Origin of the sequence: Loigolactobacillus binensis (assembly GCF_005405165.1) — a bacterium.
Classification (GTDB): Bacteria; Bacillota; Bacilli; order Lactobacillales; family Lactobacillaceae; genus Loigolactobacillus; species Loigolactobacillus binensis.
Map to the genome: position 1 here is coordinate 60,863 of NZ_BJDN01000014.1, position 14,888 is coordinate 75,750.

General features: G+C 48.7%; 13 protein-coding genes. 11 read left to right on the forward strand and 2 right to left on the reverse strand.

All coding sequences use genetic code 11. From position 1 onward, the window contains the following. The first annotated feature begins 100 nt into the window (after positions 1-100). From tkt to FFM78_RS07990, 6 genes are all read left to right on the forward strand, one after another. Positions 101-2,134 (forward strand): transketolase, encoded by a 2,034-nt coding sequence (gene tkt, locus FFM78_RS07965; RefSeq protein WP_137637911.1) that lies wholly within the window; start codon positions 101-103, stop codon positions 2,132-2,134. Continuing rightward, entirely contained in the window at positions 2,134-3,009 is an 876-nt protein-coding gene (aroE, locus tag FFM78_RS07970) for a shikimate dehydrogenase (protein ID WP_137637912.1), read from the forward strand. Before tkt ends, aroE begins: the two co-directional genes overlap by 1 nt. A gap of 23 nt (positions 3,010-3,032) precedes the next feature. After that, the gene (gene aroF / locus FFM78_RS07975; protein ID WP_137637913.1) at positions 3,033-4,034 is read left to right on the forward strand and encodes a 3-deoxy-7-phosphoheptulonate synthase; all 1,002 of its coding nucleotides are present in this window, start codon (positions 3,033-3,035) and stop codon (positions 4,032-4,034) included. A gap of 154 nt (positions 4,035-4,188) precedes the next feature. Then, entirely contained in the window at positions 4,189-5,274 is a 1,086-nt protein-coding gene (gene aroB, locus FFM78_RS07980; protein WP_137637914.1) for a 3-dehydroquinate synthase, read from the forward strand. Beyond that, positions 5,274-6,113: a prephenate dehydratase gene (locus FFM78_RS07985; protein WP_137637915.1), complete on the forward strand. Its 840-nt coding sequence runs from the start codon at positions 5,274-5,276 to the stop codon at positions 6,111-6,113. Before aroB ends, FFM78_RS07985 begins: the two co-directional genes overlap by 1 nt. Before the next feature lie 119 nt (positions 6,114-6,232). Next, positions 6,233-7,642: an MATE family efflux transporter gene (locus tag FFM78_RS07990; protein WP_452233273.1), complete on the forward strand. Its 1,410-nt coding sequence runs from the start codon at positions 6,233-6,235 to the stop codon at positions 7,640-7,642. A gap of 162 nt (positions 7,643-7,804) precedes the next feature. Here FFM78_RS07990 and FFM78_RS07995 read toward each other — a convergent pair whose 3' ends face one another. Further along, positions 7,805-8,314: a YbhB/YbcL family Raf kinase inhibitor-like protein gene (locus tag FFM78_RS07995; protein ID WP_137637917.1), complete on the reverse strand. Its 510-nt coding sequence runs from the start codon at positions 8,312-8,314 to the stop codon at positions 7,805-7,807. A gap of 273 nt (positions 8,315-8,587) precedes the next feature. Between FFM78_RS07995 and proB the strand changes: the two genes are divergently transcribed. Both proB and FFM78_RS08005 read left to right on the forward strand, forming a co-directional pair. Then, positions 8,588-9,433, forward strand: a complete 846-nt coding sequence (gene proB, locus FFM78_RS08000) for a glutamate 5-kinase (RefSeq protein WP_137637918.1) — start codon at positions 8,588-8,590, stop codon at positions 9,431-9,433. 11 nt (positions 9,434-9,444) lie between these two features. Further along, complete coding sequence (locus FFM78_RS08005; RefSeq protein ID WP_137637919.1) at positions 9,445-10,692, forward strand: glutamate-5-semialdehyde dehydrogenase; 1,248 nt, start codon at positions 9,445-9,447, stop codon at positions 10,690-10,692. Between the two features lie 171 nt (positions 10,693-10,863). Here FFM78_RS08005 and FFM78_RS08010 read toward each other — a convergent pair whose 3' ends face one another. After that, positions 10,864-11,379: an aminoacyl-tRNA deacylase gene (locus tag FFM78_RS08010; RefSeq protein WP_137637920.1), complete on the reverse strand. Its 516-nt coding sequence runs from the start codon at positions 11,377-11,379 to the stop codon at positions 10,864-10,866. Between the two features lie 180 nt (positions 11,380-11,559). Here FFM78_RS08010 and FFM78_RS08015 point away from each other — a divergent pair, with 180 nt between their 5' ends. The 3 genes from FFM78_RS08015 to FFM78_RS08025 are packed head-to-tail and all read left to right on the forward strand — an operon-like array spanning position 11,560 to position 14,573. Next, positions 11,560-12,531 (forward strand): DUF2785 domain-containing protein, encoded by a 972-nt coding sequence (locus FFM78_RS08015; protein ID WP_137637921.1) that lies wholly within the window; start codon positions 11,560-11,562, stop codon positions 12,529-12,531. A 17-nt stretch (positions 12,532-12,548) separates the two neighbouring features. Beyond that, positions 12,549-13,922, forward strand: coding sequence for a glycerophosphodiester phosphodiesterase family protein (locus tag FFM78_RS08020; protein WP_137637922.1), 1,374 nt, complete (start codon positions 12,549-12,551; stop codon positions 13,920-13,922). Positions 13,923-13,979: 57 nt separating this feature from the next. Further along, positions 13,980-14,573 carry a DNA-3-methyladenine glycosylase I gene (locus tag FFM78_RS08025; protein WP_137637923.1) on the forward strand — a complete coding sequence of 198 codons (594 nt, stop codon included), beginning with the start codon at positions 13,980-13,982 and terminating at the stop codon, positions 14,571-14,573. Positions 14,574-14,888: the final 315 nt, after the last annotated feature.

Genomic DNA, 14,888 nt, shown 5'->3' on the forward strand with positions numbered 1-14,888 from the left:
GGGGAACCGTCTTTATTTAGGCAATCTCTCTAGAGAAGTATCTCGTCGCACAGCAAATAAAATGTTGTGCGACTTTTTATTTACTTATGGAGGGATCAATATGTTTGATGAAACAGATCAGTTAAGCGTTAACGCATTGCGAGCTTTGAGTATTGACATGATCGAGCGGGCCGGATCTGGGCATCCGGGATTACCATTAGATGCAGCACCAATGGCTTACGTTTTGTACAGTCGCCATTTGCGAGTGGATCCGCAAGATCCAGAATGGATCAACCGTGATCGCTTTGTTTTATCAGCGGGACATGGTTCAGCGCTGCTGTACAGTATGTTGCACCTCAGTGGTTTTGCTACCAGCTTGGCCGATCTAAAGCAGTTTCGGCAATTACATAGCAAAACCCCCGGTCATCCGGAACGGGGAATCGTGGCTGGGGTGGATGCCACCACTGGACCATTAGGGCAGGGCCTAGCTATGGCGGTGGGGATGGCGATGGCTGAGACCCATTTGGCCGCACAGTTCAATACGCCACAGCAGCAGGTGATCGATCATTTTACTTACGTCATGTGTGGGGACGGTGATCTGATGGAGGGTATTTCCCACGAAGCGGCTAGTTTAGCTGGTAATTTAAAACTGAATAAATTGATCGTTTTATACGATTCCAACGATGTTTCTTTGGATGGCGCAACCGCGCGGACTTTTTCCGATGACGCGCAGCAACGTTTTGCCGGTTACCACTGGGATTATCAAAAAGTCGCCGCTGGTAATGATCTGGCCGCAATTGATGCGGCGATCACAGCGGCCAAGGCAACCGCAGCCCCTAGCTTGATCGAAATTAAAACGACGATCGGTTACGGTGCGCCTAAACAAGGCACGCACTTGGTGCATGGGGCGCCATTAGGGCAGGTCGATCTCGCCGCGACCAAACGGAATCTTGGCTGGCAAGAAGCGCCATTCACGGTGCCGGCTGCCGTTCAGCAGCGGTTTCAAACACAGGTGCAACAACGTGGTCACCAGGCCCACCAACAATGGCAAGCCGACCTCGCAACTTACCAACAAACGCAACCGGCGTTAGCGGCGCAGCTGCACCAAGCATTGACCCAAGAATTACCGGTGGATTGGCAAGCTGATTTACCACAGTACACTTTAGGTGCTGGTGAAGCTGGTCGGCAAACGAGTCAAAAAGTGATCCAAGCTTTAGCCGCTAAAATTCCTAGCTTTTGGGGTGGGGCTGCTGACCTGGCGTCATCCAATAAAACGGATATTGCCGCTAGTGGTTCCTTTAGCGCCACTACCCGGCAAGCGCGTAATTTGAACTTCGGGGTGCGGGAATTCGCTGAAGCCGCGGCCATGAATGGTATTGCGTTACATGGCGGGACGCACGTTTTCGGCGGCACTTTCTTCGTTTTCTCTGATTACATGCGCGGGGCCATTCGCCTAGCCGCGTTGCAGCATTTACCGGTGACTTATATTTTCACCCATGATTCCTTAGCCGTTGGCGAGGATGGCCCAACTCATGAACCGGTGGAACAATTGATGAGTTTGCGGGCAATGCCGGGGATCAGCGTGATTCGTCCGGCGGATCCTAATGAGGCTGTGGCGGCTTGGCGTTTAGCAATGACGACCAATGATCGGCCAACAGTGTTGGTTTTGACCCGGCAGCAGTTAGCCGTTTTACAAGGCAGCTTAAGCCAGCCAGATGGTGTCAGTCGCGGCGGCTACGTGATCGCCCCCCAACAACACGGCACGGCAGAAGGTATCTTGATCGCTTCTGGTTCTGAGGTTGCGCTGGCTATCGAAGCTCAGCAGCGTTTACGGAAATTTGGTCACGATGTAAAAGTTGTGTCCATGCCGTGTTTCGATCGGTTTATGCAGCAACCAGTTGCTTACCGGGAAAAGGTTTTACCGCGGCAGATCCGGCGGCGGGTCTCGCTGGAATTAGGCACGACCCTAGGCTGGGAACGGTTTGTCGGTTTAGATGGGCTCAGCTTAGGTATCGAGTCCTTTGGGGCTAGTGGTCCAGCGGCCGAGGTTTTAGCTGACTACGGTTTTACTGCTGATGCCGTTGTGGCGGCTTATCAGAAATTATGGCGGGCTGACAATCAAATTCAAACACCAATTCGACGGAGCGTGATTTAATGGCAATTGACGGAAAAACACAATTATACGGTTTCTTTGCTCACCCAGCACACCACAGTTTATCACCGCTAATGTATAATCTTACGTTTGCCCACTATGGCATGAACGCTACTTATCTTGCGTTTGATTACACTGCTGATCTGGTGACGATGGTTGCTAGTCTGCGTCATTTAAATTTTGGCGGTGCTAACTTGTCGATGCCGTTTAAATCGCGGATCATACCGCTGCTTGATGAAATTGCGCCGGAAGCGCAGTTGATCGGTGCGGTCAATACGATCGTCAATCACGATGGTCATTTGATCGGCCACAGTACTGATGGGCCCGGGTTTTTCGCTGGTTTGGCACAAAAGGGTGTGCATTTTCAAAATGCGCACATGACGATCTTAGGCGCTGGTGGTGCCGGTATGGCGATCATTGCCGCGGCCGCGGCGGCTGGGATCACAACGCTGGATGTTTTCAAACGGCGCAACGCAACTTACGCACCGGTTGCCGCTAAGTTAACGGAATTAGCGGCGGCTACGCAGATCACGATCAATATTCATGATTATCAGGCCACCGCGGAATTAACGCACGCCCTGCAACAAAGTGATCTGTTGGTCAACGCAACTAATATTGGCATGGGTGCCAGCAATGAGTTACCATTACCCTTGGCGGTGCTACAACAGCTGACGCCCCAGACCGTGGTCAGCGATGTGATCTATTTTCCTAAAGAAACGGCATTTTTAAAGGCAGCGCGGCAACTTGGTTGTCCCACGTATAATGGACTACCGATGTTGATCCACCAAGGTGTTCTAGCCTATAAATTGTGGACTGGCGCTGAAATGCCATTGACCCAAGTGACCCAAGCAATGGAAGCACAACTCTATCAAAAATAATAATTAAAAATGAGGTAATGTAAATGATTATTCAATTAAAGACAAACGCAGACGAAAAAATTGTTGCGGGCTTGATCGCCCGGTTAAAAGCGACACCAGCCACGGTGATCCGCATCAAAAACCATTTGGCCATTCCGGAAGTTAAAACGGTGGCGCTAACGGCTGCGGAGGCCGGGGTTGTCGCCGAAGTGATCGAAAAAACACCGGCCGCCGTTTTAGGCAGTCGCTTGTTCCAACCGGAGGATACGGTCATCACGTTGCCACACTCAGTTATCGGTGGGCAAGGGCATTTTACGATGATGGCGGGGCCGTGCTCAGTTGAAACGGAAGACCATGTTCGCCGGATGGCCAAAGTCGCTAAAGCAGGTGGGGCAACGATCCTTCGCGGTGGTGCCTACAAGCCACGGACGTCACCTTACAGCTTCCAAGGTTTAGGTGAAGCTGGTTTGAAATACTTGCGTGAGGCCGCTGATGAAAATGGGATGGACGTGATCACTGAAGTTATGGATGAAGATCACGTTGACTTGATTGCTAAGTACACTGACGTTTTCCAGATCGGTGCGCGTAATATGCAAAACTTCTCCTTATTAAAAGCAGTCGGCAAAACCAACGTTCCAGTAGCTTTAAAACGGGGAATGGCTGGCAGCATCGATGATCTATTAAATGCTTCGGAATACATTGCCGCGGGGGGCAATCACCAGATCATGTTATTGGAACGCGGTATCCGGACTTTTGACAATAAATATACCCGTAACACCTTTGACCTAGCCGCAGTACCTGTTTTACAAAAATTATCCCATTATCCCGTGATCGTTGATCCTAGTCATGCCGTTGGTGAATGGGATCTGGTCACACCGATGGCCCACGCTGGGGTGGCTTCTGGTGCTGCCGGGATGATCGTGGAGATCCATGACGACCCAGAACACGCTTTTTCTGACGGTCCGCAGGCGTTGAAGCCAGACACTTACCTGAAAATGACGGAACAAGTTTTTGCCATTCGGCGGTTGATGGATAGTTGGGAGTAAGCAGAAGTTGGCGCTGCATCTAGTTTAGCGGTTATACTCTAGTCAATAACGTGTAAACTAGACTATAAGTTGCCACCGGTATTGGCTGCGTCATATCGGCGTAAATTTAAGGTGGTGGCTGTCTGCGTTTTATTTTGGGAAGGAAGGTTATACGTTGCAACAAGTTGAAGTTAAGTTACCAGAAAAAGCGTATCCGATCTATATTGAGAAAGGGTTATTCGCCCAAGTTGGTGTGCTGGTCAAACGCCAGTGGCCCAAGATCCAGCAAGTGGCCTTGATCAGTGATACCAACGTGACCCCGTTGTATGCTGCACAGATCCGCGCGCAATTAAGCGATGCTGGGTTTAAAGTTTACTTGTATACCGTGACTGCTGGCGAGGCCAGCAAGTCTTTAGGGACGGCATCATCCTTATACGATGAACTGTTAGGCGATGGGTTCACGCGCAGTGCTGGTGTGATCGCGTTAGGCGGCGGTGTGGTTGGTGATCTGGCTGGTTTTGTCGCTTCGACTTACATGCGCGGGTTAGCTTTTATCCAAATTCCCACTTCGTTATTGGCGCAGGTCGACAGTAGTGTTGGTGGTAAAACCGCCGTTGATCTACCGGCCGGGAAAAATTTAGTTGGTACTTTTTACCAACCAGATGCCGTTTTGATCGATCCGGCAACGTTGACGACCTTGTCGCAGCGCTATTTAGTTGAAGGCTACGCGGAGGTCGTTAAGATGGCAGCGATCGCCAGTGTTGATTTTTGGCAATTGATCGAGCAGATCCCTAACGTGGCGGCGATCACTAGCCACGCGGAGGCGTTGATCAAGGCCAGTGTTGCGTTTAAGGCGCGGATCGTTATGGCTGATGAAAAAGAAGGCGGCTTGCGGCAGATCTTGAATTTTGGTCATACTTTTGGACACGCTATTGAAGCCGGTGCGCAAGGCGCCTTAGCCCATGGTGAGGCGGTTAGCATTGGCATGGTGACGCTGACGCAATGTTTCGAGCACGCCGGTTTATCGCCGGTTGGGACAACTGCAAAATTACGCCACCAACTGGCGGCGGTCGGTTTGCCTTTAACCAGCGCGCTAATTGGGCAGCCCGATTTTTATGCGCGGATCGCGCGGGATAAAAAGAATCGGGGCGGCCGCGTCAACATGATCTACTTAAAAGCAATCGGCACGCCGGTAGTTTATCCACTGGCATTGACAGCCTTGCCGGAATTTGTGACCCACAATCTGTTGGAGGCTCAGTGATGGCGCCACAATTAGCCGTTTTAGGTCCAGCCGGCACGTTTAGTGACATTGCGGCCCAACAATATTTAAAACAAAAAAAAATGGCGTGGCAATTAACTTATTATAATTCCATTGATCAAGTGGCGGCCAGCGTTCAAAACGGGGTGGCCTACGCCTTATTGCCGTTGGAAAATACGTTGGATGGGTACGTGCAAAATACATTAGGCATTTTAAGTTACGCCAACTTACAAGTTGTTGGGGAAGTCTTAGTGCCGGTACGCTTTTCATTAGCTGCCAAGGCCGCGAACTTAGCGGCGATCAAGCGGATCTATGTGCAGTTTAAAACTAAGGGCCAGTGCACCCGCATCTTGGCGCGCTTACCCCAGGCGGAACGGCTGACCACCGAAAGTAATATGTTGTCGTTTAATAAATTACGGACTGCCGTGGCCGGGGATGCGGCGCTCATCCCCCAATTTCACTTACCGGAATTGCCGGCGGACTTCTTAAAATTAGCTGACGTCACCGACACCGATGAAAATTATACCCGCTTTATTGTGGTCAAACAGCAACTGGCGCGGTTGCAGCAGGTCCAGCCCTGGGATCAGGATTTTCGGGCGTTGTGCTACATTACGCCGCAAACTGATCACGCCGGGTTGTTAGATCGTATTTTACAAGAATTTGCACAGCGCCGTTTAAACTTAATGGCGATCATGTCGCGTCCGACCCGGCGTGAATTAGGGCATTATCGTTTCTTTATTGAAATTGCCGGACAGGCCGGGCAGGCGGCAGCGCTAGATCAAGCTTTTAGCCAATTAGCCCAACATAACCAAGTCAAATACTTAGGTAGTTTCAGCCAATAAACTGGCTGGTCATTACCGAATAAAAATATCTTTTCAATCCTCTTGCATTTTCATGAAAATCCTTGTAGACTATCATCTATTGTCTAAATTGACTTGCTGAAATGAAAGGGGATTTTGTTGTGCGTACTTTGACTGACGGGCGGCCGTTGAAATTGATTCTTTGGTTTACCTTGCCATTATTGATCGGCAACTTTTTTCAACAGTTTTATAATATTGCCGATACTTTAATTGTTGGCCAAACACTAGGCGTCAAGGCCCTAGCAGCAGTCGGTGCCACCGGTGGGCTTTCATTTTTGATCATTGGTTTTGCCCAGGGAATGACCACGGGCCTGTCATTATTGACCGCACAACGGTTTGGTGCTCAAGATTTTCGCGGGGTACGTCGTAGCTTTGGTGTCAGTATTGTGATCAGTTTGGTTGTGGCACTAGTTCTGACGGTGATCAGCGTTACGTTTACCCGGCCATTTTTAGTTTTAATGGCGACGCCTAACACGATCTTGCCGCAGGCGGTGGCGTTTATTCGGATCATTTTTGCGGGGATCTGCGCTTCGATGCTGTTTAATTTATTTTCTAATATGTTGCGGGCGTTAGGTGACAGCCGGACGCCGTTGATTTTCTTGGTGATCGCCAGTGTGATCAACATTATTTTAGATTTTGTGTTGATCATCGGCTTTCATCTAGGTGTGGCGGGTGCCGGTTACGCAACGGTTACGGCTCAGATCATTGCCGGGTTGCTCTGTTTAGTTTACATTTACCGGCATATTCCTTATTTACAGGTGCAATGGCGCGATTTTAAATGGGACAAAAAAATATACTGGCAACATTTGCGAATGGGCCTGCCCTTAGGGTTTCAATCGTCGGTTATTGCCATTGGGGCGATTATTTTACAAGTTGCGCTGAATGACTTAGGGACCAATGCTGTGGCGGCTTCTACGGCAGCAAGTAAAATTGATCAGATCGCCACTTTGCCGATGATGTCGCTGGGGATCACGTTAGGAACTTACGCGGCCCAAAATTATGGTGCTCAGGCCTATGGGCGCATTATAAAAGGCGTGCGGCAAAGTTTGTTTTTGTCGGTGGGCTTTAGCCTAGTCTTAAGTGTGGCGATCATTTTAAGCGGGCGTTGGTTGGTGACACTTTTTATTGGGCACGATTCTGCGGTATTAGACCTGGCACAGACTTATTTCTTGGTGATGGCCAGTGGTTATGTGTTTTTAGATATTCTGTTTGTGATGCGTTACACCTTGCAGGGTTTGGGCTACAGCTTGATCGCAATCATCGCTGGTTTTGCGGAATTGCTCATGCGGGCGTTGGCCGTTTTTGTGTTGGTCAAGCCTTTTGGGTATGCCGGTGCCGCCGCATCCGAACCGCTGGCCTGGATCGGCTCGTGCATTGTTTTAGTGATCACTTATCTGCGCGCCATTCGCCATTTGCGGCAAGCTGAACAATTGCGACAAAAGGCAAATGGTCCAGCGGCGCAACCTGTATTGGCCGGCCCAGAATTAAAATTAGTTGAAGAACTGGAATAAGGGCCATATTGAATCACGGTGCTCAGTGGTGAAATGCAAGCCGTTTCTAACTGCGCAAACTAATAGCGTCAGGCAAAGTAGTAAAAACTGCTTTGGCTGGCGCTATTTAATTGCTGTGCTACGCTTTAAAAAGGCTGTTCAAGTGCAGTCGGGAGCGTTATTTTAGGCGCGACTAGGTAGGTCAAGTTGGGTTTGGGCTAAAATATGCCCTTGAGCAGCATGATAAAATTCATTGAGCCAGTACCCAGCAGGCAAAGCCAACGGTTGATCAAGGGCGTAGACCGTTAATTGATAATGATGGGTTTTATCTGGTGGGGTCGGGCCAATATAGTGACTGTGGGCCACCAGATCGTTATTTTTAAGAAACGGCGAGGCCAAACTATTTTTTCCTTGGACCATGCTTGTGGTCAAGTCGCGACTGGCGTTGGCCGGTAAATTAGTTTGGGTCGGCGCTAAATTAGTGGCTAACCAGTGGATCCAAGGAAAACCACAAACCGGCACCGCATCAAAATCAAGTAAGGTCAACGCCCAGACTTTAGTTGTCGCAGGTAAGTCCAGAACTTTAACGGGAAAAGAACAGAGCGGCCCGTTGGCATCACGAGCGTTGGCAGGCGCATATTTACCGTATTGAGCGGCTAAGTAACCATTTTCAGTTGGAACGATAACTTGCATGGAATCACCACTTTCATTGAATTCACCTTGACCTTACGCGTAACCGCCACAAAATTCAAGTTTTAGCTTAAGCCGTTAACGCTGGCCTGATCCAGCTGGCCGCCTAATTGCTGAACCCTGAAGTTTGCTGGGGTATAATTAGCGGTGAGCTGGGCCTTGAGGCAGTGGAAGTAGGCGCCTTTTCTAAACCTGTGCTAGGCTGGCTCTGTGGATTGTGGTAAAATGAGTTTAATTTTAATGGGACGTTAATAATTTAAAAAGGATGAGTGTGTTATGGCAGAGTTGCGGCAAATCGAAGCACAACGGATCGTGGTCAAGATCGGCACTAGTAGTTTGATCTACGCCAATAATCAACTGAATTTACATGCGATCACCCGGCTAGCCTTGGTTTTAAGTGATCTCAAAAACCAAGGTAAGGATGTGGTGTTGGTTTCGTCAGGAGCAGTTGGCGTCGGCATGAATAAGTTAGGCTTGACTGAACGACCCGCGACGATTCCGGAACAACAAGCCGTAGCCGCAGTGGGCCAAAGCGAATTAATGGCGATCTATGGTCGTGCGTTTGGAACTTATAATCAAACGGTGGGCCAAATGCTGTTGACCCGCGACGTGATCGCTTATCCGCAAAGTCATAGTAACGCGCTGAATACTTTTCGCAACTTAATGAAGATGAACGTGATCCCGATCGTCAATGAAAACGATAGTGTGGCGGTGGATGAATTTAACCACTTAACTAAGTTCGGTGAAAATGATTTATTGGCGGCGATCATCACCAATCTGATCGACGCTGATTTATTGATCATGTTGTCGGATATTGATGGGTTTTATACAGCTAATCCCGCGCAAGATCCGACTGCGCAGGTTTTACCGGAAATTAACCAGATCAACGCCCAAATTTTAGCGGCGGCTGGTGGGCACGGCACTAAATATGGCACGGGGGGGATGGCCTCTAAGGTCAAAGCGGCCAAACGAATTATTGCCCACCAGCAACAAATGGTGCTGGCTAACGGTAGTGATCCGCAAATTATTTATCATATTTTAGCGGGGGAGCCAGTTGGCACACTGTTCAAGGCGACGGCAGCTGCCAAGGTACAGCCGTTAACCAGTAAACATCCAGGATAAGGAGGTCCACCATGCAAGCAATTCAGAAAATTGGTCAAGCGGCGCAAACCGCAGCTTTTGAGCTGGGACAATTGGCCACAGCTACTAAAAATCAAGTTTTATTAGCGATGGCGGATGCGCTAGAGGCCGCCACACCGACTATTTTAGCAGCTAATCAGCAGGATATGGCGGCAGCAGATGCTAATCATGTGCGCCAAGTGATGCTTGATCGCTTAAAATTAGATCAGCAGCGGGTCAAGGATATGGCGGCCGGCTTGCGCCAAGTGGCCGCTTTGGCCGATCCTATCGGTGAACTTGTTCAAGGCTGGCAAACTGAAAGTGGGTTACAAATTGCCCAGCAACGGGTACCGCTGGGAGTGATCGCAATGATCTATGAAGCCCGGCCTAACGTGACCGTTGATGCAGCAGCTTTAACCTTTAAAGCGGGTAACGCCGTGATTTTACGTGGGGGGAAGGAAGCCTTGCGCTCTAATATTGCTTTAGCTACCGTTTTGCAGACGGTATTGACGCAATTCAATTTACCGGCCACGGCGATTCAACTGCTCACGGATACCACCCACGAAACGGCCCAAGCCTTGATGCAGCTAAACGAATACGTGGACGTGCTGATCCCCCGGGGAAGCGGCCGCTTTATTCAAACGGTGGTCCAAACAGCTACTGTGCCGGTGATTGAGACCGGTGCTGGTAACTGTCACGTTTATGTTGACGCGGATGCGGATCTGGCTATGGCGCAAAAAATCGTGGTCAACGCCAAAACCCAGCGGCCGTCAGTTTGTAACGCAATGGAAAAGTTAGTCGTTCATCAACAAATCGCCGCGGAATTTCTACCGCAATTGGCCGCAGCGTTGGCACCGTTTCACGTTGAATTACGTGGCGATGCGCAGGCGCAGGCTATTTTACCACAGCTTATTCCGGCGACAGCTGCGGATTGGGGCACCGAATATAACGATTATATTATGGCCATCAAAGTAGTGCCTGACATTACAGCAGCGATCAGTCACATCAATCGCTATAACACAAAACATTCCGAAGCGATCATTACCAATAACTATGCGCACAGTCAACAATTCACGCAGCAAATTGACGCCGCCGTCGTTTACGTTAACGCCTCAACCCGCTTTACGGATGGCTTTGAATTCGGTTTTGGTGCCGAGATCGGCATCAGCACGCAAAAGTTACACGCGCGGGGGCCGATGGGTTTAACGGCGCTGACTTCAACTAAGTACGTTGTTCGCGGTACTGGCCAAGTTCGGCCGTAAATTTAAGGCCTAGTCAGCCGCGTGAACAATCAGCACAAGGCAAATTGCACAACTAAAGGCCAACTGTACCGCTTAAAACGTCAAGTTGCTTTTTAGTGTTCGGGCAAACAAAAATAAGTTCCCCAAGCCGTTATTTAGCGACTTTGGGAACTTATTTTATATTGATATTGGTCAGTCCTCATCTTCGGTAATATCCGCAAACTTTGCACCTAAAAATTTAACTAATTGGCGGGGATCAAGTTGGACGGAACGGCCAATTTTTCCGGAAGAAACCAATATTTCTGGCTGAATTTTAGCAGTGTTACTGAAGTAGATCGGGTAATTATATTTTTGATGGATACCGACTGGGGTGTTGGCCCCGTGTTCGTAGCCGGTGGTAGCCACTAATTCCTTTAACGGAACCAACCCAACTTTGCGGTTGCCGGTGACCTTAGCAAATTTCTTGTAGCTGATCCGTTCGTCAACCGGGACGACCCCGACGATCGGGCCGGTTTTCTGGCCCGTCATGACCAACGTTTTATAGATCATATGATCATCGATTTTTAAGGCACTGAGTTTTAATTGACGTACATCGCCGTCTTGTTCAGTGGGAAATTCAAATTGCGTGTAGGCAATTTTTGCTTGATCAAGAATTTTCTCAACCAAAGTTTTATTCATTTTTCCGGCTTTATCATGTTTCTTACTCACAACCAGGCTTCCTTCCAATAAATTAATAATCTCAATATAGCATTTTCACAGGTAAGATGCGAGTTAGCGAAAGCATTTAAGTGGTAAACTAGAAGAGAAAAGATAACGTCGGGTATGTTTTGGGAGCGGGCTTCATTTTGAGGACTGACCTGGCCATACCCGACAAGATGGAGGCAACAGATGACGGATGCAGTAGCAGAAACGCTTCGCCAGTTGGACCAGTTAAGAACCAAATTGAGTCGTGGCGAGTTATACCAGCGCTTACCGGAAAAAATAGACGCATTGATCGATGATCTACCACATGAAAAAAGGACGCCGGTACCGGTATTAAAAGATAATACTGCGGCTTTAGCCCAAGTAAAGTCTTTACGGTTACAAATCAAGCAAAAGACTTTAACGGGGCTCAGTGATGCAGAAATTAACTTTTTGTTGGATCATTTAGCGGCAACGGATCCATTGGTGCGGGATAAAGGGGTTTATTTTTTATTTAATGATATTTTGCAGACCCACTTGTTGACGGCCGAACAGATCACCCGAATCAGTCAACGGTTGATCAGTCCGGAAATGCTTTACGGGCATATTTTGGAAACTAAAAGTAACGCCATTTTTTTGCGTTCTTTTAGTGTGATGATCCTATCTGGTGTTTTGTACGTTGATCGGATGCATTATCACACGTTGACTACCGCCACGATCGAAACCATCAGTTTGCGGATCGCCGGCTACATAACCATGGAAAGTGACGGTCGGGGGTATATTGGAACGCGTGGTTGGGCGCACGCTTACAGTCATGTTGGCAATGTATTGGATGAACTCACTGAAAATGCGGCGCTGAATCGGGCCAATAAGCTATTTTACCTAACTATTTTATTGGAACGTTACCAGCGCTTAGAAACACCGCTGATTTTCGGTGAAGATCACCGCTTAGCGTTGACCATTGCGAATTTGGTCAATAAAAATAAGCTATACGCCGATTATTTTTTGATGTTGCTTCATTACTGGCAACGCAGCTTGATGGCGTTGCAACCCCAAGAAAACGAAGGCTTTTGGAACCAGTGGTACAACCGAAACCGGCTTTTACAGGCCTTGATCATTCGCGGTGACCTGCCGAAGCGAATTCAAGATTTTCTGATTCAAATCGTTGATGTTTTTTAAAACGGGGGGTTAAGCCGATGGCGGTATTATTGATCCTTAATTTAAGTAGTTATTGGCTTTATCGTAAAAGTAGCGGCCACGCCGGTTTATTATTGGGCTGGCTGCTTTTTACTTTGTTCATCAGTTACGCTTGGGTCGAGCGAACGCAAGCGTTGACCTGGTGGCAATTAGTTGGGCATAGTTTACGCGGCGGGTTGTGGCTGCCTTTTTCTGGGTTATTGAGTTTTAGCTTTTGGCGTTACAGTTGGCGGCCTCCCCAAACCTTATTTGATCAGGTCATCAATCACCGTTGGCAAATTCTGCCGGTTCTGTTGGTGCTGTATCTTGTGGCGAGCGGGTTTTGTGCGCGTCCGCATTTTGTTTGGCGGTTAAAGCTAGTGTTTGGCTGGTGTGGGGCGTTACTTTTACTAGCTGGCGGGTTATTGCTGCTGCAGTGGGGTTGTGATCATTTAGCCGGAATCAATGCGCGGTTTAGTGCCCGCTTATTTTGGTTACTATGGCTTAACGGCAAATATGTTTTGTGGTTAGGGTTATTGCTGCGTTTACGGAACCAGCCAGTAGTCATTGATTATCGCTGGGCCGGTGGCAGCTTACTGGTTTTATTGGCCTTGGGCTGGTCGTTTAGTGGGCAATTCTTTGCTAAAACGGCGATGACACCGCAAATCGTTGCTCACCGCGGGGTCAACGGCAACACGGGGGTACCAAATACACTACAGGCGTTGCACCAAACTGTGCCAGCGCGGCCGGCGATGGTGGAAATTGATCTGCGCTTAACCGGAGATCAAAAATTTGTGGTCAGCCATGATGCCACCACCGGCCAGTTGGCGGCTACCGAGCAAACTGTGGCCACCACAACTTTGGCTCAGTTACAACGCTTACCGCTCACCAAAAATGGTCAAACGGCACATTATGCTAGTTTTACAGCCTATTTAAAGGCGGCACAACAAGCGCACCAGCCACTATTGGTGGAACTTAAGGCCAAGCAGGACTGGCCGGCAGTGACCACCCAGTTTGTGCAGCAATATCGCGGCAAATTACTGCCAACGACCCAATTTCACTGCACTAGCTTAGCGGCGGTCAAATTATTGCGGCAGCACGGCTTAACACCGGTTGGGTATATTCTACCGTTTACTGTTGTGGGGTTACCAGCCAACCAAGCCGATTTTTATAGTACGGATTGGCGAACGTTAAACCCATTGATCGTGGCGCAAGCACGCCGGCAAGGCAAGCCACTTTATGTGTGGACCGTCGAGCATAACTGGGCCTTACAGGCAGTGCGGCATTTAAATGCGGCCAAAGTGATCACCGACCACACGAGTCAGGTGCGGCGTGAACTACAGGCCAAGCCGCAGTATTTAGGTAATTTACTTTTATTATTGCTGAATTTTTAACGTTTAAACTGCGAAGATTAACTTTAGTGCGGCATTAAAACACAAGGAGGTTAATCCATGTTAGCGTTAAAACGTTGCCCATGGGCGCAGCAGCAATTACAAGAATTTCATGATACTGAGTGGGCCGTTCCGGTGACGACCGAGGCCCAATTATTTCAATTATTGTGTTTACAAGTGTGGCAATCCGGGTTGAATCGAACCGTATTGCTGCGTAAGCGTGCGGCGCTAAACCAAACTTTTCATGCTTTTTCGGCGGCGTGGTTGCGGCAAACGAATCCGGCGCTCCTGTTTGCAACGTTGGCGGATCCGGCGTTGATCCGAAATCAGCGCAAATTAGTCGCCACACAACGTAATGCATTTGCTTTGGAACGGTTGCAGCAACAGGGCCAAACTTTGCGGCAGCTATTATGGCGGCAATCTAAAGTCACGCAGTTTACCACGACAACGGCTATTCCGCGCTATGATGAAGGAGCAATGGCAGTGGCCGCCCAGCTTAAAGCAGCCGGCTTTCAGTTCATGGGGCCAACCAATTGTTACGCACTGCTGGCTAACGCTGGCGTGCTTAATCTGCATTTAACCACTTGTTGGCGCTATCCGCACATTGAACAAGCACGCCAGCAAGCACAGCAATTAATAAATGGGGCGGTTTAATTTAAAAGTGGGGCAGGCTTCTTAACTGTCGTTTGTTCCTAGCTTGTGTAGATAAAAATGATCTATAGCGCATAACAGCGCCAGCAAAAGTAGCGAAAAAGCTACTTTGCTGGCGCTGTTTGCTGAATTTATTTGGCTCTATACTTTTTCCTGTTGATAATTTACAAAGTGGTAAGCTATTAACAGGATTTTTTGCGCAAAAAAGAGCCCACAGCTCCCATCCAAAAAATCCACCCACAACAGTATCATTTAAAAGGATATGAGAAAACCGTGAACCCTATAGACCATCATATAAAATTTGCGCTCAATATTAAA